Source organism: Escherichia fergusonii ATCC 35469, from assembly GCF_000026225.1.
Lineage (GTDB): Bacteria > Pseudomonadota > Gammaproteobacteria > Enterobacterales > Enterobacteriaceae > Escherichia > Escherichia fergusonii.
In genome coordinates, this window is sequence record NC_011740.1 from 2,727,010 (window position 1) to 2,750,461 (window position 23,452).

The following is a 23,452-nucleotide window of genomic DNA, read 5'->3' on the forward strand; positions in this document are numbered from 1 at the left end:
CGCTATGTTTATACTGTAAAAATAATTTTTAATATATTGAATTAGCAAAATATCTAATAATACTTAATATGTTTACGTCGCATCCGATACGTAAAATATGTAGCGTTAAATATATTCGCAATACAATTCAGAAGGTTAAAAACAAACAGAACAATTTTTGACAGTTAAGATAAATGAAATATATTCACGGTTTATATAATATAATTCTTCATGATATTTAAAATCTGAACATAAAAATAAAAAATCAATTTTAAATATAATCAATTGACAAATCAAATTACATCAAAATACAATATATATAACCATACACCTCCAAATGCACACTTAATTAACACATGACACACAAAAAAACACATTCTCCCACCGCCCCTCCAGATATTAAATATTCCTGATCCCAGGATTATTTATATCTCTCTCACTCCTGGCGTCTGTACTTGCAGAAAAGTTCTTATGTGTTGCTTTTAGAGAAGTTTCACCATAATAATTAACATGAGGTGTCAGAATGTGGACAAAATTATAAGTTCTGCTTTTCCTTCTGTAGAAAAAAGGCAAGGAATTTTGGCTATTGGTGCACATCCTGACGATATAGAATTAGGTTGTGGTGCCTCTCTGGCTCGCCTTGCCAAAAAGGGAATTTATGTTACAGCAGTTGTTATGACTTCCGGGGAAGAAGAATCCGCAAAAAATAGTGATCGCTATCATGAATCCAGCGAAGCATTAAAAATTTTAGGCTGTCAGAAAATTATTCATCTTAATTTTTCGCAGACCCGCACATACATGCAACTCAATGACATGATTACCGCTCTGGAAGATGTCATTGCCCGTCAAATTCCCTCTGAAGTAGAGATTATGCGTGTTTATACCATGCATGATATTGATCGCCATGAAGAACACCTTGCCGTTTACCAGGCTTCCATGATGGCCTGTCGAGATATTCCGCAGATTTTCGGCTATGAAACGCCAGGCACCTGGCTTTCATTTATTCCACAAGTTTTTGAATCAGTGGATGAAGAATATTTCACATTGAAGCTCGCGGCATTAAAAAAACATAAAAGCCAAAGCCAGCACGACTATATGCACCCGGAACGACTGCGGGCTGTCGCACAATTTCGTGGTCATCAGGTTAACATCCCCCTGAGTGAAGGTTTTGTCATTCATAAAATGATTCTTTAAAAGGATCTTATACGCTATATAATTCGAGTCGCAGACAGGCAACTTGAAATACTGCATTGCTGGCGTGAACCAGACGACAACCGCCTGGAATTCTGATTCCTCTGCCGCCTGGAACACTGGCGGCATTTTTCCTTATCAGCGTACCAGACGTAAATGTCCGCGCCGGGGGCTGAGTAAAGGTTTGGGTGTAACAATGACATACAGCCAGGGTCGCCAACTCATAACACCTCCGTTTTCGGCTTTTAGTTAAACTCTGGCAGTGAAAAAACGCCCCGGCATTAATACGAAAGTTGTAACGCCCCTCCTCTTCTCATACTTGTTACAGACAATTCGTCCTCGCGCACACATTTGCACACTGAATAAGACGCTTATTTATAGCCTATGGCAAGATAGCCAGCAGACGACTTTATCTCAGGATACCGCCATGCCCTTGAATACGGATTCACTTGCAGCTGTCTTACATCGTCGCGACTGGGAAAACCCGGCGATAAGTCAACTCAACCGCCTGGCAGCACATCCCTCTTTCAGCAGCTGGCGCAGTGCTGAAGACGCTCGCAATAACCTGACTTCCGGTAGTGTGCTTAACCTGAACGGTGAATGGCGATTTACATGGTATCCGTTCCCTGAAGCCGTACCGGAAAGTTGGTTGTTGTACGACACCGACAATGCCGACACGGTGACCGTACCTTCATGCTGGCAGATGGATGGCTACGACGCGCCAATTTACACCAACATCACCTACCCAATTCCGGTTAATCCCCCTTTTGTTCCTGTGGAAAATCCCACGGGTTGTTATTCAGTTATCTTTACGGTGGATGACGCCTGGCGGCAGTCAGGGCAGACACGAATAATTTTTGATGGTGTCAATTCCGCATTTCATTTGTGGTGTAACGGCTGTTGGGTAGGTTATTCCCAGGATAGCCGACTCCCTTCTGAGTTTGATCTCAGTGACTTCTTGCAGGAAGGCGAAAACCGCCTGGCGGTAATGGTGCTGCGCTGGTGTGACGGTAGCTACCTGGAAGATCAGGATATGTGGCGGATGAGTGGTATTTTTCGTGACGTTACACTGCTGCATAAACCTACCAGTCAAATCAACGATATGCATGTGAATACGCACTTTAACGATGATTTTAGCCGGGCAGCTCTGGAGGCAGAGGTCAGAATCAACAGCGACGACGTCAGAGAGCAGCTTGTCACAGTGCAATTGTGGCAGGGAGAAACGCTGATTGATGAAGAAACCGCGCCACCTGGCAGTGAAATTATTGATGAGCGCGGCGCATATAACGATCGAGTAACGTTACGTCTTTCAGTGGAAAGACCTGCACTCTGGAGTGCGGAAACGCCCAACCTTTACCGCGTCGTATTCTTGTTACAAACCGCTGACGGCACTTTGATAGAAGCCGAAGCGTGTGATGTCGGTTTTCGTCAGGTCAAAATTGAAAACGGGTTATTGCTGCTTAACGGAAAACCGTTGCTGATTCGTGGAGTGAACCGCCATGAGCATCATCCGCTGCATGGGCAGGTGATGGACCGTGAAACCATGCTGCAAGATATCCTGCTGATGAAGCAGAATAACTTCAATGCTGTCCGCTGTTCGCATTACCCTAATCATCCTTTGTGGTACACACTTTGCGACCAGTACGGGCTATATGTGGTTGATGAGGCAAATATCGAAACCCACGGCATGGTGCCGATGAACCGTCTGAGTGATGATCCACAGTGGTTACCCGCCATGAGCCAGCGCGTAACACGGATGGTGCAGCGAGACCGCAATCATCCCTGCATTATAATCTGGTCATTGGGTAATGAGTCTGGTCATGGTGCAAATCACGATGCGCTTTATCGCTGGGTAAAATCAACCGATCCTTCCCGCCCGGTGCAGTATGAAGGTGGAGGAGCAAACACGGCGGCAACCGATATCATTTGCCCGATGTACGCCCGTGTCGATGAAGATCAGCCCTTCCCGGCAGTGCCAAAATGGTCGATTAAAAAATGGCTTTCACTACCTGGTGAACAACGCCCGTTAATACTCTGCGAATACGCCCACGCGATGGGGAACAGCCTCGGCGGCTTTAGCAAATACTGGCAGGCATTTCGTCAGTATCCGCGTTTACAAGGTGGTTTTGTCTGGGACTGGGTGGATCAGTCGCTGATTAAATATGATGAAGAGGGTCATCCGTGGTCGGCTTACGGCGGTGATTTTGGTGATACGCCTAATGACCGTCAGTTCTGTATGAACGGTCTGGTCTTTGCCGATCGCACGCCGCATCCGGCACTAACGGAGGCGAAACATGCTCAACAATTTTTCCAGTTCAGGCTGCTCGAACGGAAAATTGAAGTCACCAGTGAATACATGTTCCGCCACAGCGATAATGAGATCCTGCAATGGTCGCTAGCGTGGGATGGAAACACTGTGGCGAGTGGCGAAGAGTCTCTGGATGTCGCAGCATGTAGCACTCAAGTTATCACCTTGCCTGAATACCCTCTTTCGCAAATGCCTGGGCAACTATGGCTAACCGTACAAGTGATACAACCTAACGCAACAGCCTGGTCTGAAGCGGGTCATATCAGCGCCTGGCAGCAGTGGCTGATTGCTGAAAATCTTTCTACTGAATCCCCAACGGCGGCTTCCTGTACACCTGATTTATCAATTGATGATGCTTTTTTTAGCGTGGAGTCAGGTCATAAACGTTGGCAATTTAACCGCCATTCAGGTTTTCTCAGCCAATACTGGCTTGATGACCAGCCGCAGTTATTGTCTCCGCTTATGGATCAATTTACCCGTGCGCCGCTGGACAACGATATTGGTGTCAGCGAAGCCCACCATATTGATCCTAACGCCTGGGTGGAACGCTGGAAAGCCGCCGGGCATTACCAGCCAGAGGTGTTATTACTGCAATGTGAAGCACAGGCGCTTTCACAGTCGGTACTGATAACCACTGCACATGCCTGGCAGTATCAGGGTAAGACGCTGTTTATCAGCCGAAAAACCTATCGTATTGATGGGCATGGTGAGATGTTCATTGCTGTTAATGTTGAGGTTGCAAGCGATACACCGCATCCGGCACGTGTTGGCCTCACCTGCCAACTGGCGCAAGTGGCAGAGCGCGTAAACTGGCTGGGATTAGGCCCGGAAGAAAACTACCCAGACAGACTAAGTGCAGCCTGTTATGACCGCTGGGAGCGACCATTGTCAGCGATGTATACACCCTACGTCTTCCCCAGTGAAAACGGTCTGCGTTGTGGCACTCGCGAATTGAATTATGGCTCACACCAATGGCGAGGCGACTTTCAGTTCAATATCAGCCGTTATAGCCAAAAGCAACTCATGGAGACCAGCCATCGCCATCTGCTACAAGCGGAAGAAGGCACATGGCTAAATATCGATGGTTTTCATATGGGAGTTGGCGGTGATGACTCATGGAGCCCGTCAGTTTCGCCGGAGTTTTTATTGAACGCTGGTCGTTATTATTATCAGGTGAGCTGGCGATAAATGTCGGATGCGTCACGCGAGCACATCCGACAACGCCTTACTCTTCCATCGCCTGGCGGATCTGATCCAACGACGCAGGATCATCAATAGTCGTCAGATCCCCCGGATCGCGTCCTTCACAAATCGCCTGGATCGTGCGGCGCAGCATTTTTCCGGATCGCGTTTTCGGTAATTGCGAGACAAACCAGACGTGCGCCGGGCGACCAAAGTTGCCAATCTGGCTGTCCACCAGCGCCATAATCGCCTTCTCTTGCGAGTGCGCCACCTCGCGATCTTCCAGACTGTCGCTTTCTTTCGGAATGACAAACGCCACTGCCACCTGCCCTTTCAGTGCATCTTTCACCCCAACCACCGCCACTTCGGCAACGCCCGGATGACTGGAGATACTCTCTTCAATCTCGCGCGTCCCCAGCCGATGCCCGGCAACGTTAATCACATCGTCAGTGCGCCCGAGAATAAAGTGATAACCGTCAGCATCGCGGATGCCCCAGTCAAAGGTGGCGTACACCGGACGGGAAAATAACGACCAATACGTCTTCACAAAGCGGTCGTCATCGCCCCAGATGGTTTTAATACACCCCGGCGGCAGCGGCCCTTCTACCACCAGCATCCCTTTCTCGTTGACGCCGCACGGTTCGCCGGTGACTTCATTGAGCAACTGCACGTTGTAGCCATACATCGGCACGCCGGGGCTTCCCAGACGCGTCGGCCTGTCATCCAGACCGCGAGCAATCGCCATAATCGGCCAGCCGGATTCGGTCTGCCAGTAGTTGTCGATGACCGGCACATCCAGCGTATTGCTCACCCAACTGGCGGTCGGCTCGTCCAGCGGTTCCCCCGCCAGATACAGTGCTTCCAGCGAGGAAAGATCGTGTTTGCGAATTTCAGCGGTAGGGAATTTTTTCAGCACGCGGATGGCGGTCGGCGCTGAGAACATCCGGCTAACCTGATATTTCTCGACGATTTTCCACCACACACCGCAGTCAGGATAAGTCGGCAATCCTTCGTAAACGATAGTCGCCATCCCCGCCAGCAGCGGCGCGTAGACGATATACGAATGCCCAACTACCCAGCCGATATCCGACGCACAGAAGAACACACCGCCCGCTTTGCCACCAAAAATGGTGTCCATTGAGGTCGCCAGCGCCACCGCATAACCGCCGACGTCACGCTGCACACCTTTTGGTTTGCCGGTCGTGCCGGAGGTGTAGAGAATGCAGGAGGTTTCGTTGGATTCCAGCCACGCCACCGGCACCCGCGCGCCGATGTGTTGATGGCGCAACGACGCGAAATCGACATCCCGCCCGCTGACGCGCGCCATTTTCGCCAGCCCGCGATCCACCAGCAAAACGTGGCGCGGCTGATGCTGCGCCTGACTTATCGCATCGTCGAGCAATTTTTTATAAGGAATGATTTTGCCACCGCGCGCTCCGGCATCTGCCGAGACAATCAGCACCGGTTTAGCGTCATCAATCCGCGCAGCCACGCTATGCGAGGCAAATCCACCAAACACTACCGAGTGAATAGCGCCAATGCGCGCGCAGGCCAGCAGGGTAATATGCGCTTCGGCAATCATCGGCATATACACCAGCACCCGATCGCCACGCCGTACGCCCAGTGAGCGCAGCATTGACGCCACCGCGTTCACTTCGTCATGCAACTGGCGAAAGGTAAAGGTGCGCTCTTCTTCTGTTTCCGAAGAGACGGCAATTAATGCCAGCGCCTCTGGCTGTTTCTCCAGCCAGCGGTCGATGGCGTTATGACACAAATTGGTTCGGCCTTCACAAAACCAACGGGCAAACGGCGGATTGCTGTGATCGAGTGTTTGCGTAAAGGGCGTCTGCCAGTCAATACGCCGGGCCTGCTCGGCCCAGAACTTCTCCGGTTCGTTAATCGAACGCTGATAAAATTCGCTAAAAGACATAATGCTCTCCTGTTGAACTTACGCCTTACCGCCGTTTACTTAAATGACGTACAGGTCGAGATACTCATTGACCGGCATCTGTTCCAGGCGAGCTCTGTCCAGAGAAACCTCCAGAATGCGCTGCTGCTGTCGAGTCGGGAACTGGCGCGCGAGGTTGATTTTGAATTTATCGACCAGTTTCGGAATACCGTCATGGCGGCGACGAGCATGACCAATTGGGTACTCCACCACCACTTCTTCAAATCGCGTACCGTCGGTAAACTCAAGGGTAATAGCATTGGCGATGGCGCGTTTTTCCGGGTCGTGGTAGTCAGCGGTAAATGCCGGATCTTCAAAGCAATTGATCTTCTCGCGCAGGGCGTCGATGCGTTTATCTTGCGCGACGTTTTCTTCGTAATCTGCTGCCGTTAAGCGCCCGAACAGCAGTGGGATCGCCACCATATACTGAATGCAGTGGTCGCGGTCAGCCGGGTTATTGAGCGGCCCTTTTTTGTCGATGATGCGAATACAGGCTTCGTGGGTGCGAATGGTCACTTTTTCGATATCCGCCGCCGTTTTGCCTGCTGCCTGCATCTGTTCATAGAGCGTCATCGCCGCTTCAACTGCCGTCTGGGAGTGGAACTCCGCCGGGAAGGAGATTTTGAACAGCACATTCTCCATGACGTAAGAACCGTACGGACGCTGGAAGCGGAACGATTCACCTTTAAAGGAGACGTCGTAGAAGCCCCACACCGGCGCGGTCAGAGCTGACGGGTAACCCATTTCGCCCGTTTTCGCCATCAGCGCCAGACGTACCGCGCGGGATGTAGCATCGCCCGCCGCCCAGGATTTACGCGTGCCGGTGTTCGGCGCATGGCGGTAGGTGCGCAGCGACTGTCCGTCTACCCATGCCAGCGAAACGGCGTTGAGGATTTCATCACGGGTCAGGCCAAGCATTTCGGCGACCACGGCGGTGGAAGCCACTTTCACTAACAGAACGTGGTCAAGGCCGACGCGATTAAAGGAGTTTTCCAGCGCGATGCAGCCCTGAATTTCATGGGCTTTAATCATTGCGGTCAGCACCTGTTTCATGGTCAACGGCGCTTTGCCGCTGGCGACCGCGTTGCGTGAAAGCCAGTCTGCCGTTGCCAGAATGCCGCCGAGGTTGTCGGAAGGATGGCCCCACTCCGCCGCCAGCCAGGTATCGTTGAAATCGAGCCAGCGGATCATCGCGCCAATGTTAAATGCCGCCTGGACGGGGTCGAGCTGGAACTGAGTTCCGGGAACGCGCACGCCGTTAGGTACGACGGTGCCAGGAACAATTGGCCCCAGCAGTTTTTTACAGGCCGGGTATTCGAGAGCTTCAAGACCGCAGCCGAGAGTGTCGAGTAGGCAGTAATGTGCGGTGTCGTAGGCCACTCTGGAGCTGATTTCGTAGTTCATGACGTAATCGACGATATCAATAATTTCGCGGTCGAATTCCGGGCGGATGTTGTTGATTTGAGCTGACATTGGGTACGTTTCCTTCTTGTTATTCGTAGAGGTTTACTGGCGCTTATCCAGCGCGACAAACTGGCGGTCTTCAGGGCCAACATAATTGGCGGAAGGACGGATAATTTTGTTGTCCTGACGTTGTTCGATAATGTGCGCCGCCCAGCCGGTGACGCGGGCGATAACAAACAGTGGGGTGAACATCTCGGTGGGAACGCCCATCATGTTGTAGGAAACAGCGGAGAACCAGTCGAGATTGGGGAACATCTTTTTGCTCTCCCACATCACCGTTTCCAGACGATCGGCGATGTTGTACATCTTCAGCGAGCCGCCTTCCTGCGAGAGCTGCTTCGCCACGCGTTTGATCACCTGATGACGCGGGTCAGCGATGGTATAAACCGGATGTCCAAAACCAATCACCACTTCTTTGTTTTCCACGCGCTTGCGGATATCGGCTTCGGCTTCGTCCGGCGTTTCGTAGCGTTGCTGGATCTCCAGCGACACTTCATTCGCCCCGCCGTGTTTCGGCCCGCGCAGTGCGCCAATCGCGCCGATAATGGCTGAATACATGTCAGAGCCGGTGCCCGCAATCACCCGGCTGGTAAAGGTGGAGGCGTTAAACTCGTGTTCGGCGTACAGCACCAGCGAAATATGCATCGCCTTTTCCCAGCTTTGCGACGGCTTTTCGCCGTGCAGCAAATGCAGGAAGTGACCGCCGATGGAATCGTCATCGGTTTCCGGCTGGATGCGTTCGCCGTTGTGGCTGTAGTGATACCAGTAGAGAAGAATCGAGCTCAGCGACGCCAACAGTTTGTCGGCAATATCCCGCGCGCCAGAGACGGTATGCCCCTCTTTTTCTGGCAGCGTGCAGCCGAGCGCGGAAACGCCGGTGCGCATGACATCCATCGGATGCGACGCCGCTGGTAAGGCTTCCAGCACAGTACGCACGTTAGCCGGTAAACCGCGCAGGGCTTTCAGTTTTGTTTTGTAGGCGGCGAGTTCGTCACGGGTTGGCAGTTTGCCGTGGATCAGCAGATGCGCCACTTCTTCAAATTCGCAATGTTCTGCCAGATCAAGAATATCGTAGCCGCGGTAATGCAGGTCATTGCCACTTTTACCCACCGTACACAGCGCCGTATTGCCCGCCGGAACGCCAGAAAGTGCCACAGATTTTTTCGGTTTAATGATATGGGTACTGTTTTGCAGGATCGTTGTATCGCTCATGTTGTCCTCGTCATTTGTAGGGTCGAGATATTTTTCGTTGTGTTTTATTTCGCCTGGCTACGGGCAAACAGGTCGTCGAGCTTCTCTTCGTACTGGTAGTAGTTGATGCTTTCATACAGCTCGTTGCGGGTCTGCATGGTGTCGATGACGCTTTTCTGCGTGCCTTCCTGACGCAGGACGTTGTAGACATGTTCAGCGGCGCGGTTCATTGCGCGGAAAGCAGAAAGGGGATACAGCGCCATTGCGACATGGGCGCTGCGTAATTCGTCGGTGGTAAACAGCGGCGTAGCACCAAATTCAGTAATGTTGGCAAGGATCGGCACCTGCACCGCATCGGCAAACTGGCGGTACATGGCGAGTTCGGTAATTGCTTCCGGGAACAACATCTCGGCACCCGCTTCAACATAAGCCTGCGCACGCTCGATCGCCGCATCCAGCCCTTCAACCGCCAGCGCATCGGTGCGCGCCATGATCACAAAATCAGGATCGGTTTTCGCATCCACCGCCGCGCGGATCCGATCCACCATTTCTTCTTTTGAAACGATCGCTTTGTTCGGACGATGTCCGCAGCGTTTTGCTCCAACCTGATCTTCAATATGTAAGCCCGCCGCACCGGCTTTAATCATCGATTTCACAGTGCGGGCAACGTTAAAAGCCGAAGAGCCAAAACCGATATCCGCATCCACCAGCAGCGGCAGCGAGCAGACGTCGGTGATACGGCGAATATCAGTCAGCACATCATCAAGAGTAGAAATACCGAGATCCGGCAGCCCCAGCGAACCTGCCGCCACGCCACCACCGGAGAGATAAATCGCCTGATATCCGGCACGCTGCGCCAGCAGCGCATGATTAGCGTTGATGGTGCCGACAATCTGCAATGGATTTTCTTTAGACAGTGCAGCGCGAAACGCTTTACCTGGAGAGTGTAGAGACATAGCCCATCCTTTGTTATCAACTTGTTATTTGCGTTGATAAAGACAAAGCAAGGGGTATGCCACAATTGCCTGAATAAAATTAAATGTTTAATTTCAATTTGTTAGAGATAAAATCATGAAGTGATCCGCAAATATGCGTTTCAGTTAACGTTTCAGGCAATGTTTCACTGCATTTCATTGCAACAATTATGAAACAAGACTAAACCCAATATTCGGTTTCTTAACTTTGCGGTGCGCTATGGCACATCCACCACGGCTGAATGACGACAAACCGGTTATCTGGACGGTATCTGTAACGCGCCTGTTCGAGCTGTTTCGCGATATCAGTCTCGAGTTTGATCACCTGGCAAACATTACCCCTATCCAGCTTGGCTTTGAAAAAGCGGTGGCCTACATCCGCAAAAAACTGGCCAGCGAACGCTGCGACGCCATCATTGCCGCTGGCTCTAACGGCGCGTACCTGAAAAGCCGCCTGTCGGTACCGGTAATTCTGATAAAACCGAGCGGCTACGATGTGTTACAGGCACTGGCAAAAGCCGGAAAACTCACCTCTTCTATCGGCGTTGTCACCTATCAGGAAACCATTCCGGCATTGGTAGCGTTTCAAAAAACCTTTAGTTTGCGCCTCGACCAACGTAGCTACATCACCGAAGAAGACGCCCGCGGGCAAATCAATGAGTTGAAAGCCAACGGCACCGAAGCGGTGGTCGGCGCAGGGCTGATTACCGATCTGGCGGAAGAAGCCGGAATGACCGGAATTTTTATCTATTCTGCCGCCACCGTACGCCAGGCGTTCAGCGATGCGCTGGATATGACGCGCATGTCTCTACGGCATAACGCGCACGATGCTACCCGCAATGCCCTGCGTACTCGTTACGTGCTGGGCGATATGCTCGGTCAATCACCACAGATGGAACAGGTGCGGCAGACTATTTTGCTGTATGCCCGTTCCAGTGCGGCGGTGTTGATTGAAGGGGAAACGGGGACGGGCAAAGAACTGGCGGCCCAGGCGATTCATCGGGAATACTTTGCCCGCCACGATGCACGACGGGGCAAAAAGTCACATCCGTTTGTTGCCGTCAACTGCGGGGCGATTGCCGAATCGCTGCTGGAGGCGGAACTGTTTGGCTATGAGGAAGGGGCGTTTACCGGCTCGCGACGCGGAGGACGCGCCGGGCTGTTTGAAATCGCCCACGGTGGCACGCTGTTTCTTGACGAGATAGGCGAAATGCCGCTGCCGTTGCAGACCCGGCTGCTGCGGGTGCTGGAAGAAAAAGAGGTCACCCGCGTCGGCGGGCATCAGCCTGTTCCGGTGGATGTGCGGGTTATTAGCGCCACTCACTGCAATCTCGAAGAGGATATGCAGCAAGGGCGTTTTCGCCGTGATCTGTTTTATCGACTGAGTATTTTGCGTCTGCAATTGCCGCCGCTACGCGAGCGGGTGGCGGATATTCTGCCGCTGGCGGAAAGCTTTTTGAAAGTGTCACTGGCGGCACTTACTGCGCCGTTTTCTTCCGCGTTACGTCAGGGATTACAGGCAAGTGAAACTGTGCTGTTGCGCTACAACTGGCCGGGAAATATTCGTGAACTGCGCAATATGATGGAACGACTGGCGCTATTTTTAAGTGTGGAACCGACGCCGGATTTAACGCCGCAATTTTTGCAGTTGCTACTGCCGGAACTGGCGCGCGAGTCGGCGGAAACTCCCGGTCCATGCTTACTGACGCCACAACAGGCACTGGAGAAATTTAATGGCGATAAAACAGCCGCGGCGAATTATTTAGGTATCAGCCGAACGACATTCTGGCGGCGGCTGAAAAACTGAAATGCCGAATCCAGCGATAACGCTTTATCCGGCATAAATTTCAATAGATGATCACCGATAAACTTACGCATCGGGCATGTTTACATGGGGTGCAGAATTATTTCTTCTTATAAATATTTGCCGTGCCGTGGATCTTATTGTCAGTTTGACCAGAGGTCAGCACCAACACATCAGCCCCTTTTTCATCCGCTTTTTTGATCAGATCTTCTTTCGCATCTGCGGTCGACATTTCATTACTGGTTGAAATATCACCTATTTTTTCGTACTGCGATGCAACTTTTTCAAATTCCGCTTTGGTCATTAATTCTGCGGCATAAACGTTGGTAACGGCAAACGCTAACGCACCGATTAACAATTTAGACATCGTTTTCATATTTTTTGCTCCAGATGAGTTATCACGCTATCACCCTCAGAAAATCCGGGTCGATTAATAATTAGTTCAGCCAGGATAAAAAAGCCAGAAGCAGGAAAATTAGACGTTTGTGATCATTCTCGCACCGGGTCGATTTTTACAGAAATATGATGAAGTTATTCATCATATTTATGGAATGACTCCTTATGGAACCTCTGCACGCCGTTTTTCTTACCGTTGGTTTGTTCGTCATTACCTTTTTTAATCCTGGGGCAAACCTGTTTGTCGTGGTGCAGACCAGTCTGGCTTCTGGTCGGAGAGCGGGCGTGCTAACGGGGCTTGGTGTGGCACTGGGTGATGCGTTTTATTCCGGGCTGGGATTGTTTGGTATGGCAACGTTAATCACCCAAAGCGCAGAATTGTTTGCGATGATTAAGATCGCTGGCGGCGCTTATCTGTTGTGGTTTGCATGGAATAGCATTCGCCATCAGGCTACGCCGCAAATATCCACTCTGCACTCACCACTCAGCGCGCCCTGGTATGTTTTTTTTCGTCGGGGATTGCTGACTGATCTCTCCAATCCGCAAACTGTACTGTTTTTTATCAGTATTTTCTCCGTCACCCTGAATGCTGAAACACCTGCCTGGGCTCGATTGCTGGCATGGGGCGGAATAGTATTCTCTTCGGTTATCTGGCGGATTTTTCTCAGCCAGGCCTTTTCATTACCCGCTGTACGCCGCGCTTACGGAAGAATACAACGAATTGCCAGTCGGGTTATTGGGGCGGTAATTGGTATGTTTGCACTCCGTCTGATTTACGAGGGTATGACGCATCGTTAAAGCTTCGGATACGCCCGTTTAACGTGCAATTCACAATGCGTTCTTCCGGCAAAATCCTCCTTGACCATTGCGCGAAAAATGCCCGTAATATCACCGAGATTTATTAATGGCAGGTAGCACAATGGAACAGGTTGAATCCGGTAGCGACGATCTTCTTTTTACAGAATGGCAAACACTCATTAATCAAACACCAGTTGCCGCACATGAACTGCTGTTGTCATTAAGTGACAAAGAGTTACACCATCTGGTAACTATTTTTTATGATTACATGTTGTCGCACACTGAAAGTGCCCTGTTCCTGAATACTGAGCAGGTTAACAGCCGCCTTAGTAGCAGCATGTTTCACTGGTTACGTGCAGTACTGGGCAGCTCGCAGCAAGATTTACATGAACTGTTAGCAAAGCAGCATGAAATTGGCATCGTTCATGCGCGCATCGGTTTACCTATCGATCTGGTCGCTCGGGCTGCACGAAAAATCAAAGAAGAACTTTATCAAATCCTCGCGCTGCGAAAAGTGGCTGCCGCACATATCATTACCGACGCCATTTGTTTTAGCGGCCTGGCAATTGATACAGCCATAGAAGCAATGACGGCATCTTACTCGCCAAGCGTGCAAAATTCAGTCAATGCCGAAGAGCAATACCGCTTGTTGACTATCTATGACGATATAAACGTGGAACGGGAAAGACAAATTCGTTCTCTCACCGACTGGGAAAACCAATTTATCTACAATATTGCGACTGGCTTACCCATAAAAGACCTGGTCTTCTTGTCTAAATCTGAATTTGGCATGTGGTTTGCTCATAAAGGGAAGCATATTCTGGGTAAAAGCGTGTTGCTTTCCGGGATGGAAACGTTGATGAAAAAGATCGACCACCATCTGAAACAAGAGCTTCCCCTGCACGCGCAACTGACCACAGACGAACGTCTGAAGTTATTGCAGGAAATTCGCCAGTTAACGGCGCAAATTCATATTTTACTCTCTTCCATGTTTGAAGATCTGGTAAAAGAAGAAAACGGTAAAGATTCTCTGACACAACTATTAAATCGGCGCTTTATTCCGACGATTATGCGGCGGGAAATCTCTATCGCCCTGCACTCACGTAAACCGTTCGCCCTCGCCATGCTGGATATTGATTACTTCAAGCAAATTAATGATCGTTATGGGCATAATGCCGGGGATAATACGCTGAAAAATGTCTCTGCGATGATTTATGAACATATTCGCAGCAGTGATTATGTTTTCCGCTATGGTGGCGAAGAATTTATGATTTTGCTTGTCGAAACAGAATTATCACAAGCCAAAATTATTCTCGAAAATCTACGTAACAAAATGGCTGGTTTGCGTATCCAGGCTTCAGCCAGTGAAAGTTTTTCGGTCACGGTCAGTATTGGCGTCGCCGAATATGATTATCATCCTGACTATAAGCTATTGATAGAAAAGGCAGATAGTGCACTTTATTACGCCAAAAGTCAGGGCCGAAACCGGGTAGAAGTTTTCCAGCCACATATGACAAACGGCTGATTTTTCGTCATTGTCACTCGAAAGCAGTAGATCCGAACCAGGGATGGTATGATAATTCGTCGGATAACTAACGATAAAATCGAGCGGGAGGCACATGCTAATTCCAGAAATTAAACAGGAAAGGCTCTATCAAAAGATAGCGAATCTTATTATTAAGCTCATCAATGATAATGTGTTTCCACCAGGTAGCTTTTTACCTCCAGAACGTGAACTGGCGAAACAACTGGGGGTTAGTCGTTCATCGCTAAGAGAAGCGCTTATAGTTCTGGAGATATCTGGCTGGATTATTATTCAGTCTGGAAATGGGGTGATTGTCAGCGATAAAAAACACCCTCCTGTCGATTACACTATCGAAGAAATTCTTTATACCCGTGATTTAGTTGATAGTCATTGTGCCCGACTTGCAGCACTGGCTAATAATGAAACAATGATTAATAAAATTGAGGCACTTTATTTACGAATGGAAAATGCCATTAACGAAAATAATGTGGCTGAATTTTATACGCTTGATAAGCAGTTTCATCTGGCCATTTCTGAAGCCAGTCATAATCGGGTGTTATTAGATATGTCACGGATGCTTTGGGAGCAGCGCATCAATATACCCTATGCCGGGCTGGATAAACGTTCCGGCGATAAGAATGTACTTATCAACCTTAATCAACAGCATAAAGCAATCATTGAGGCGATTCGTGCAGGAGATGCAGACAATGCCTTGCAACAGGCACTGCTACATTTGAAGTATGTGCGAGAAATAATTGGTTATTAACCTTTTCTGCGCTAAAAAAACGCGTAGTGAATTCACTACGCGTTTTGATTTTTGCTAATTAAATGAATTTCACGTTAATTTTCAGATGGCGTTCCGGGAATTGATCTAACTCTTTAACAGCCTCAGGAACTTCATCAATTGTCACGACTTTACTCACGATATCTGCCGGATTAATATTCAGCGTTGATAACATTTGCAGAGCTTCTTCAAATTCACCGGCACTGGTACGGGAACCGCGTAAATCCAGTTCTTTAAAGGTGATCAAATTAGTTGGTAACGATGTTTCCTGTTTTGGCCAACCCGTATAGGCAATACGCCCGGCAAATGAGGCCAGATCCAGGGTACTTCTGATCGCGCTATTTGCACCAGAGGCTTCCACCACAACCTGAGCCATCGTCCCTTGTGTAATATCTTTCACTGCCTCAACAACGTTAGCTTTTGCGGAGTTAACTACGTAAGGCACACCGAGCGATTGTGCGTATTGCAACCGTTCATCGACAATATCAACCAGAATGGGGGTTGCGTGATAGCGCAACGCACTCAGTGCCGCCATAAGTCCAATGGCACCAGCACCAATAATGACGACATGTTCACCTGCTTTCAATTGCGCCCGATGTAATGCGTGCAGGGCAATAGTTAAGGGTTCAGCCAGTGGCGCCATTTCTGACGGTACATTGTCAGGAATTTTGTGAATTAAGTGAGCCGGATGCGCAACCACTTCTTGCATAGCGCCATCAATATGTACGCCGATGACTTTTAAGTTCTCACAGCAATTAGTTCTGCCGACAGAACATGGATAACAGTGACCGCAATAAATATAGGGATCTACAATAACCCGGTCGCCCTGCTTAATATCTTCTGGCATCCCCTTACCCGTTTCCAGAACAATCCCGGTGACTTCATGTCCAATAATTCGCGGATAAGTTACCAGTGGGTTAGTGCCACGAAATGCACCGATGTCAGAACCACAAATCCCCGCTGCATCCACTTTAATTAAAACTTCATTATCTTTTTTTACCGGATAATCGACCAGGCGAGTGGCAATTTCACCAGGTTTATTGATGTACACAGCTTTGACTTTCATTGACTTTCAATCCTTTATTTTTAACAAATACGAATACCAGCAGACTTGAAACAATTGCTATGGCACCTGCCAGATAGAATGCGTAATCATATTTACCGCTGAACTGAACAATAAAACCGGTTACCAATGGACCAATAATGCCGGAAATATTTGCCAGCCCGTGCATCGCACCGCCTACGCTACCTACTTTATCTTTATGCACCACATCCTGAATAACAGCCCAATAAATAGGTCCAGTTAAATAAAGCAGGAATAAGGAAACCGACATCAGCGTAACTGCACTACCAATAGTGGTAACCGTTCCGGAAACTGCGACACAGACTGCGGCCCCCGCAAGGCAAATACCGAGAATTAAGCGGCGAGAAAGTAAGGCATTTCCCGTAATGCGATAAATAAAGTCAGAGCAAACGCCACCTAGCACCATGCCGATTGCACCAATAACCCACGGGATAACAGTTGCAATACTAATTTCTTTAATATCAAGGTGTAACGAATGGTTCAAATAGCTTGGGAACCAGGTAAGAAAGAAAAACAGAATATAGTTGTAGCTAAAGAATGCCAGAGTAGTCGCCCATACCATCGGCTGTTTCATGTAATAACCCAGCGAAGGCGTACCTTTACCATCTTCGGCCAGAATAATATCGTCATGATTTTCAAAATCGACACGCTCTTCAGCTGCCAGACGTTTACTTTTTGACGGTTTATCACTGACAAAGAAGTACCACAGTAATACCCAAACCAGGCCAAATATAAAGATGATGCCAAATGCCGGACGCCAGCCAAGTGATATCGCCAATAAGCCAACAACCGGACCAGAAATAGCACCGCCAAGTGGTGAACCAGCACTAAAAATACCAATGGCTGTTGCCGACTCTTTACGCGAGATCCAGTTATTAATAATTTTATTGCCTGCTGCACTAACCGGGCCTTCTGCCATACCAAATAAAACGCGTACGGCAAGCATCGTCCATAACCCGGTGACCAGGCCGGTCATACCACAAAAAACAGACCATAACAGTGCAGCAACCAAAAATACTGTTTTCGGTCCAACTTTGTCACTGGCCCAACCGCCAATGAAGTTAAATAAAGCATAACCAACGAAAAATGCGCTGAAAATCATCCCCATTTCAGCAGCATTAAAGCCTAACTCTTTTTCAATAAGTGGGGCCGTAATCGATAATGCAGAACGATCCATATAGTTCAGCATGTAAACTATAAACAGAAGAAAAACGATAAGCCATCCCATTGTTTTTCTTTTCATGATATTTCCTCTTGTTGTGGTCTAGCGGCCTGACCACAATATTTAATATTTATTTTTAGATCATCATGAAAAGAAGGATATTGTGATCGATATAACGAAAATTGGATAACCAGTATTCAATAAAAATTACACTCGCGATCTAATTGAATGATTTTGTTGATTTTATTTACTCTGTTTTGAGTGGTTAATATCACACCAAGGAAATAAACAATATGGATTATTTTCATCAGGAAACTAAAAGATGCAGTATTTAATGCAGTAAGGATTTATTTTACGCATAAAAATAAATCCCTAATAATTTACTCGACAATGACTTTTACTTTAGGTTTGGAAAGAATAATTTTGATCAACTCTATGTAAGTAACAGGTTTATAAAAATAATATCCCTGCTGAAAAGTAATGTTGTTCTGATTCAGATAGTCTAGTTGCTCCTTCGTTTCCACACCTTCGGCAACAATGCTGATGGAGAGCTTACGTGCCAAATCCAGAACACAATCCAGAATTCTGGTTGAGTCAGGATCGGCATTAACTCGCCCCACGAAACTGTGATCAATTTTAATATAATCGATATGTAAATCATGGAGATAAGAAAGACCAGAATAGCCAGTACCAAAGTCATCAAGTGCGATAACAAAACCATTTTCATGCAGAAAATTGAGGCGTTGTACCATGCTTTCATCCACATGTAGCTGTTCGCGTTCGGTCACCTCAAGCACCAGGTTCAGGTCCTGTCGATTAAAACTTTTTTTGTATTCAAGACACTCCTCAACAAACGTGGCCGATGCGATATGCGATGCACTGAAGTTTATCCCGACATGGAAGCCTTCCGGTAGTTTGCTGGAAATAGCATTCATTTGGCTGGCGACCTGGCGCATTAAACTTTGTGTCAGAGGAATGATCAGGCCCGATTTTTCTGCCAGTGGGATAAATGCGACTGGCGAGATATAGCCTGCAACTGGATGTTTCCATCGGGCTAATACTTCCACTCCACGCAATGTTCCTTCGAGACCATTCACCACCGGCTGATAAAACGGCACAATTTCACCATTAGCAATCGCCCTGCGAAGGGTTTCTTCAGGAGTACTATCCTTTTTCATATATTTATTAATTAGATAAGCTGTAGCGGAAGATATTAACAATATAAAAATAAATATCCCCAGACCTTTATCAATGATTCTCGGAATACTAAATAACCGCGGCGGGTTATATATAATACTGAATTGATATTTCTTCGAATTTACCTTGCTGGTAAAAGACTTATGATCTTTTATTAAAGAAACATCCCCTGATGAACCAATAATACTATCGCCCACCCGTAATGCATACGATACGCCCTTTAAAGGCACATTCAGTGCGCCCCGGATATGTTGGTCGCTAATGGTGACCAGGATTCGGCTGGACGATGAAAAGGTCTGATACAACAATATCGGTAATCGGTTAACCGTATCGATTGCAGGTGCCAGCAGTAAATTGCTGCCAGGTATGTCAGGGATCCGCGCCAGTAATGCGCGATTTCCCGGTAATGATGAGCACCAGACTTGACCGTTTCTGATGATTAAAATAGTGCGCAAATGCGGTTTCAACGCAGCTTCTGTGCCCAGCTGATATTGTTCTTCGGGATCACATCCTTTTGAAGCGATAGTTATTGCTGTTCTCATTGCTACGGCCGCTTCATCGAGTATTTTATTGATATTATTGGCAGCATACCGTGCCCCTGCCAGACTCTCAGCCCTTGCAGAGTACCAGAGTTGAATATTCAGGATTGATACGCCGGCAATAAACAGACACAACGCCGCGATTATGGGAAGCAGTGTATTGCGCATTATCAGATCCCTGAGCAAACGGAGTTACCCCATCATATTGCCTGTATTCATTCAAACAACATCTACAAAGAGCATGGTAGACAGATGCAAAAATCGCTATAAGCCAGAGAAAATTTCGCCCTGATGGCCTCAAGTAGCCATCAGGGCGTGACTATTTTTTATACTTATCGTACGTCTGTTTGTACTAAGTGTGCAGATTGCCAGGCTATCTATGACTCTGCACATGAGGGCAAGTGCTGTTTAACACGTCCGTGGCATTTTTTACGCCAGTCGCATTATTTAAAGTATAGCTAACCTCTCACTAACTCAAAGCGATAACATATTGAGATTAAGTAATATGTACTCACGATATTTATGACCCGCTGGGTTACTCTTTCTTTAAAGCATAACTTTCATTTTTCCATGCCAGCCTTTTTTCTCCATGCAATTCATAAACCATTCTTCACGGGTATCTTCGTTTACATCAATAATCGAATTATCGGTAACTGGACGCATGATCTCCCGATACTTTTTACCACCGCATTTTGATTTATCGGTACATTTTTCCTGAATACTTTCATAATGCGTACCCTGAGCGATCTGATTTTTAACCGGATATTTCGCTTCAGCTAACTCTTCACAGCTGGCTTTTGCGGTATGCAGATCTTCTGCATCGGATCTTTTTTGCACCCACTCAGTTGTGCATCCAGCAAGAAATAAAGGTAGGAAGACATAAATTAAGCGTTTCACTTTCGACTCCTTGTGTGAACTTTTCTGAACAATTATTCCGTTACCTGCCCACTGATGCGACATGTTGACGTGCAAATATTGCAGCAAAACTCTTCGGTCACTTCATGATGAAAGGGAGGGTAAAAACACGGAATTTTATCGAGAAATCTTATACTGGAGAGAAAGAAAAACAGGTTTACTAACAGACTGGAGGTAGCGGCCACATGGTGTTTGTTGCAGAACAACAAAACACGTGCAGCAACGGTCTAATTGGATGCTGCACGTATAACAGAGAGTGCTGTGGATAAAGATACAATATCATTATGCTACAGCACTGTTTTTAACCCAGTCAGAGATAAATTTCGCACCAGGCAATGGAGGTGAGTAGAGATACCCCTGTAAAAAGTGTACTCCTTTGCCAATCATCAAATCAGCCTGTTCCTGAGTTTCGACGCCTTCCGCCACAATACTAAGGCCTGGCTTACGGGCAAGCTCAACGATATTGTCCACAATATGCCCGGAGATTTCATCGATACTCGCCATCTGGACAAATGATTTATCAATCTTAATAAAATCAACTGGAAAAGCCTGCAAATAACGATAGGTTGCATAGCCAGTACCAAAATCGTCCAGAGCAAAGGTAATGTTATGCCGATGCAGGCTATCAAATATTGCTCTGGCCTCTGGCGTCACCGGGATTGGGTTACGTTCCGTCAATTCCAGAACCAGTTTGATTTTATCCGTTCCCAGTTTATTCACGAGATTCAGACACTCGCGCTCAAAACCGGGTGCCAGAAAACAACCAGCAGAAACATTTATGCCAATATGGAAATTATCAGGCAGCAAATCTTTTACTGGCAGTAATATATCTGCCGTTTGTTTCATTAACTGTCGGGTTAATATAACAATCAGACCAGATGATTCCGCCAGAGGAATAAATTGGTCTGGTGGAATAATTCCTGTTTGTGGATGCTCCCAGCGGACGAGTATCTCACACCCTGTCAGAACACCGGTTTGAGCACAGAAAACAGGTTGAATCCAGGGTTTAAACTCATGATTTTCCAGCGCCAGGCTGATTGCTTCGGGCGTAATAACATGATGATAGCCATTATCGGTTATGTAGCTTTTATTACTGTTACCAGAAGCAGAGATGATCATCGGGTTATACAAAAAGAAGATATCCCGCCAGAAGGTAATATCGCTCTGGATACCCAACTTTTCATACAACTGTTTTTTTTGATGAGATATTGTCTTTGCACTACGGTTTCTGTATTGTGAGATTTCTGTAACAGACATACCTTGCATTAACAATTTAAGCAGCAGTTGTTCTTTCTCAGACAGAACCTGCGGCAAATTGATATTTATTGTCGCATCGAATTCTTCCAGAAACACACTTAAATTACACAACCCCATAGAACACACCATCATAAAAAGTGCATCAGCAGACTCCGAATTATCACTCTCGCGGCGGATAAGCTGAGTGCAAGAATAATTAACAAAAGACTCGGATTATTACACAATCCAACTCTCTCTTCCTTAGCATATTATACAGATCAGAATGTCCAGTTAACACCCGAAATTCAGGACGTAAAAAATCACCTGCGTTATATTAACTGCAATTCACATGAGGTGAACAGCATAAGAACATTATAGGCTTAACACTTTACCTAAAATATATACACTGGCGATAACCCCATCATCTTTAACATATTAGCATCCATGAAAAGATTTCGTATTATATTCATTCAAAATCTCAAATCAACACAAAATATAATTCCACCTGGACATGCGTTCAGCATTTATCGATACACGTAAAATAAATAATACTTATTGGGTATACAGGTAACGGATTTTTCTTATATTTAAAAGAAACTCAAAAAACCAAGACTGAATCCATTCAGCATTTTAATTAAATGAATTTAAAAATTTACAAAGTTAGAACAAACACAAAACAAAAACTAAAAAACGACTTACTTATCAGTGAATTACAAACAAACCATATATTGTCCCTTATTTAGATGAACCCAATGAGGTAACATCACTTTAAAAAACGAATATAAGAAAAAACTTATTGGAAGATATGCTGTATAACTTCAATAAGATAATTCTCTGTTGCAGATGGCATTCATTCGGATAACAGATCAGCAGGAGTCACGCTTGTTTAACCTGAGTTTGCTACTTCGATAAGTTCATAACTTCCCTATAAGGATCGGCAGAAGGCTGAGTTTATGGTTTTTAGCAGACGTCAGAAAATACGTAAATGATGAGATAATAAGAGAGCACCTACGCCCTTACATTACTGGTTATGAAAATTATCTTTTATTTCAATGAATTACCTGATGAATATTGAGCTCAAACTCCATCATGGAACGTTCATACCACACAACAATATCCGCAAGTTAATTCTCTGCTATTAGCTAATCATCTGGTGGTGTTTCCAGAGAATTAAGATAGGCAATGTTGTATAAACTGTCCGGTGTCATAAGAAACTGCTATTAGACAAAGATATTGCTGCCTGTTGCTATATTGTAAGTAGCCAGCCAACAAGACAGAACCATGTTCACTATCAAAACAGATGATCTCTCCCATCCAGCAGTGCAAGCATTAGTGGCTTATCATATTTCCGGTATGCTTGAACAATCGCCACCTGAAAGTAGTCATGCTTTGGATGTGCAAAAACTACAAGATCCGGCAGTGACATTCTGGTCAGCATGGGAAGGGGAACAACTCGCAGGAATCGGCGCACTGAAATTGCTGAATGACAAACATGGAGAGCTGAAATCGATGCGTACCGCACCAGATTTTTTACGTCGTGGAGTAGCAAATCTGATTTTAGGACATATTTTGCAGGTTGCACGTGACAGAAGCCTTCATCACCTGAGCTTAGAAACAGGAACACATGCTGGATTTACTGCCTGCCATCAACTTTATATCAAACATGGATTCATTGACTGCGAGCCGTTTGCTGATTATCAGCCTGATCCCAATAGCCGATTTATGTCATTGAACCTATGCAAAAATAATGAATTATTATGACTAACGCACCAGCC

General features: G+C 47.0%; 17 protein-coding genes and 1 pseudogene. 7 read left to right on the plus strand and 11 right to left on the minus strand.

From position 1 onward, the window contains the following. Positions 1–504: 504 nt before the first annotated feature. Positions 505–1,173: a PIG-L deacetylase family protein gene (locus tag EFER_RS13370; RefSeq protein ID WP_000357875.1), complete on the plus strand. Its 669-nt coding sequence runs from the start codon at positions 505–507 to the stop codon at positions 1,171–1,173. On the opposite strand, the pseudogene EFER_RS24915 reads toward EFER_RS13370, so the two are convergent. Further along, a pseudogene (locus tag EFER_RS24915) lies at positions 1,096–1,299 on the minus strand (hypothetical protein); the annotation flags it as partial. The gene EFER_RS13370 and the pseudogene EFER_RS24915 overlap by 78 nt on opposite strands. A 298-nt stretch (positions 1,300–1,597) precedes the next feature. Between EFER_RS24915 and EFER_RS13375 the strand changes: the two are divergent. Continuing rightward, positions 1,598–4,666: a beta-galactosidase gene (locus tag EFER_RS13375; protein WP_001130583.1), complete on the plus strand. Its 3,069-nt coding sequence runs from the start codon at positions 1,598–1,600 to the stop codon at positions 4,664–4,666. A 37-nt stretch (positions 4,667–4,703) separates the two neighbouring features. Here the strand turns inward: EFER_RS13375 and prpE are convergent, their stop codons facing one another. Genes prpE through prpB form a run of 4 tightly spaced genes read right to left on the minus strand, consistent with a single transcriptional unit; the run spans position 4,704 to position 10,219 of the window. Next, positions 4,704–6,590 carry a propionate--CoA ligase gene (prpE, locus tag EFER_RS13380; protein WP_000010241.1) on the minus strand — a complete coding sequence of 629 codons (1,887 nt, stop codon included), beginning with the start codon at positions 6,588–6,590 and terminating at the stop codon, positions 4,704–4,706. A 39-nt stretch (positions 6,591–6,629) separates the two neighbouring features. Then, positions 6,630–8,081 (minus strand): 2-methylcitrate dehydratase, encoded by a 1,452-nt coding sequence (prpD, locus tag EFER_RS13385; protein ID WP_001275845.1) that lies wholly within the window; start codon positions 8,079–8,081, stop codon positions 6,630–6,632. A gap of 33 nt (positions 8,082–8,114) precedes the next feature. Then, positions 8,115–9,284, minus strand: a complete 1,170-nt coding sequence (gene prpC / locus EFER_RS13390) for a bifunctional 2-methylcitrate synthase/citrate synthase (RefSeq protein WP_001285885.1) — start codon at positions 9,282–9,284, stop codon at positions 8,115–8,117. 44 nt (positions 9,285–9,328) lie between these two features. Next, the gene (prpB, locus tag EFER_RS13395; protein ID WP_000052172.1) at positions 9,329–10,219 is read right to left on the minus strand and encodes a methylisocitrate lyase; all 891 of its coding nucleotides are present in this window, start codon (positions 10,217–10,219) and stop codon (positions 9,329–9,331) included. Positions 10,220–10,457: 238 nt separating this feature from the next. Between prpB and prpR the strand changes: the two genes are divergently transcribed. Further along, entirely contained in the window at positions 10,458–12,044 is a 1,587-nt protein-coding gene (gene prpR / locus EFER_RS13400; protein ID WP_000941021.1) for a propionate catabolism operon regulatory protein PrpR, read from the plus strand. A 97-nt stretch (positions 12,045–12,141) separates the two neighbouring features. Here the strand turns inward: prpR and yahO are convergent, their stop codons facing one another. Beyond that, positions 12,142–12,417: a DUF1471 family periplasmic protein YahO gene (yahO, locus tag EFER_RS13405; protein WP_000855701.1), complete on the minus strand. Its 276-nt coding sequence runs from the start codon at positions 12,415–12,417 to the stop codon at positions 12,142–12,144. A gap of 185 nt (positions 12,418–12,602) precedes the next feature. Here yahO and EFER_RS13410 point away from each other — a divergent pair, with 185 nt between their 5' ends. The 3 genes from EFER_RS13410 to EFER_RS13420 all read left to right on the plus strand — a co-directional run bounded on the left by EFER_RS13410 (position 12,603) and on the right by EFER_RS13420 (position 15,526). Beyond that, the gene (locus EFER_RS13410; protein WP_000433505.1) at positions 12,603–13,235 is read left to right on the plus strand and encodes a LysE family transporter; all 633 of its coding nucleotides are present in this window, start codon (positions 12,603–12,605) and stop codon (positions 13,233–13,235) included. Between the two features lie 121 nt (positions 13,236–13,356). Next, positions 13,357–14,760 carry a GGDEF domain-containing protein gene (locus tag EFER_RS13415; protein ID WP_000438625.1) on the plus strand — a complete coding sequence of 468 codons (1,404 nt, stop codon included), beginning with the start codon at positions 13,357–13,359 and terminating at the stop codon, positions 14,758–14,760. A gap of 94 nt (positions 14,761–14,854) precedes the next feature. Continuing rightward, positions 14,855–15,526, plus strand: a complete 672-nt coding sequence (locus EFER_RS13420) for a FadR/GntR family transcriptional regulator (protein WP_000906846.1) — start codon at positions 14,855–14,857, stop codon at positions 15,524–15,526. A gap of 58 nt (positions 15,527–15,584) precedes the next feature. Here EFER_RS13420 and EFER_RS13425 read toward each other — a convergent pair whose 3' ends face one another. From EFER_RS13425 to EFER_RS13445, 5 genes are all read right to left on the minus strand, one after another. After that, entirely contained in the window at positions 15,585–16,610 is a 1,026-nt protein-coding gene (locus tag EFER_RS13425) for a zinc-binding alcohol dehydrogenase family protein (RefSeq protein WP_000864946.1), read from the minus strand. Beyond that, positions 16,582–17,871, minus strand: a complete 1,290-nt coding sequence (locus tag EFER_RS13430) for an MFS transporter (RefSeq protein WP_000824245.1) — start codon at positions 17,869–17,871, stop codon at positions 16,582–16,584. Before EFER_RS13430 ends, EFER_RS13425 begins: the two co-directional genes overlap by 29 nt. Before the next feature lie 299 nt (positions 17,872–18,170). Then, on the minus strand, positions 18,171–19,694 hold the full coding sequence (locus tag EFER_RS13435; protein ID WP_001246544.1) for an EAL domain-containing protein: 1,524 nt from the start codon (positions 19,692–19,694) through the stop codon (positions 18,171–18,173). A gap of 378 nt (positions 19,695–20,072) precedes the next feature. After that, positions 20,073–20,423, minus strand: a complete 351-nt coding sequence (locus EFER_RS13440) for a hypothetical protein (protein WP_000825736.1) — start codon at positions 20,421–20,423, stop codon at positions 20,073–20,075. A gap of 300 nt (positions 20,424–20,723) precedes the next feature. Further along, positions 20,724–21,815, minus strand: coding sequence for an EAL domain-containing protein (locus EFER_RS13445; RefSeq protein ID WP_000521932.1), 1,092 nt, complete (start codon positions 21,813–21,815; stop codon positions 20,724–20,726). A gap of 1,143 nt (positions 21,816–22,958) precedes the next feature. On the opposite strand from EFER_RS13445, the gene EFER_RS13450 reads away from it, so the two are divergent. After that, entirely contained in the window at positions 22,959–23,438 is a 480-nt protein-coding gene (locus EFER_RS13450; RefSeq protein WP_000494156.1) for a GNAT family N-acetyltransferase, read from the plus strand. Positions 23,439–23,452 lie beyond the last annotated feature (14 nt).

Excerpts from the sequence above, each read along its gene's own strand:
- EFER_RS13375 (WP_001130583.1), top strand. The coding sequence starts at position 1,598 with ATGCCCTTGAATACGGATTCACTTGCAGCTGTCTTACATCGTCGCGAC.
- prpE (WP_000010241.1), bottom strand. The coding sequence starts at position 6,590 with ATGTCTTTTAGCGAATTTTATCAGCGTTCGATTAACGAACCGGAGAAG.
- prpD (WP_001275845.1), bottom strand. The coding sequence starts at position 8,081 with ATGTCAGCTCAAATCAACAACATCCGCCCGGAATTCGACCGCGAAATT.
- prpC (WP_001285885.1), bottom strand. The coding sequence starts at position 9,284 with ATGAGCGATACAACGATCCTGCAAAACAGTACCCATATCATTAAACCG.
- prpB (WP_000052172.1), bottom strand. The coding sequence starts at position 10,219 with ATGTCTCTACACTCTCCAGGTAAAGCGTTTCGCGCTGCACTGTCTAAA.
- prpR (WP_000941021.1), top strand. The coding sequence starts at position 10,458 with ATGGCACATCCACCACGGCTGAATGACGACAAACCGGTTATCTGGACG.
- yahO (WP_000855701.1), bottom strand. The coding sequence starts at position 12,417 with ATGAAAACGATGTCTAAATTGTTAATCGGTGCGTTAGCGTTTGCCGTT.
- EFER_RS13410 (WP_000433505.1), top strand. The coding sequence starts at position 12,603 with ATGGAACCTCTGCACGCCGTTTTTCTTACCGTTGGTTTGTTCGTCATT.
- EFER_RS13415 (WP_000438625.1), top strand. The coding sequence starts at position 13,357 with ATGGAACAGGTTGAATCCGGTAGCGACGATCTTCTTTTTACAGAATGG.
- EFER_RS13420 (WP_000906846.1), top strand. The coding sequence starts at position 14,855 with ATGCTAATTCCAGAAATTAAACAGGAAAGGCTCTATCAAAAGATAGCG.
- EFER_RS13425 (WP_000864946.1), bottom strand. The coding sequence starts at position 16,610 with ATGAAAGTCAAAGCTGTGTACATCAATAAACCTGGTGAAATTGCCACT.
- EFER_RS13430 (WP_000824245.1), bottom strand. The coding sequence starts at position 17,871 with ATGAAAAGAAAAACAATGGGATGGCTTATCGTTTTTCTTCTGTTTATA.
- EFER_RS13435 (WP_001246544.1), bottom strand. The coding sequence starts at position 19,694 with ATGCGCAATACACTGCTTCCCATAATCGCGGCGTTGTGTCTGTTTATT.
- EFER_RS13445 (WP_000521932.1), bottom strand. The coding sequence starts at position 21,815 with ATGGGGTTGTGTAATTTAAGTGTGTTTCTGGAAGAATTCGATGCGACA.
- EFER_RS13450 (WP_000494156.1), top strand. The coding sequence starts at position 22,959 with ATGTTCACTATCAAAACAGATGATCTCTCCCATCCAGCAGTGCAAGCA.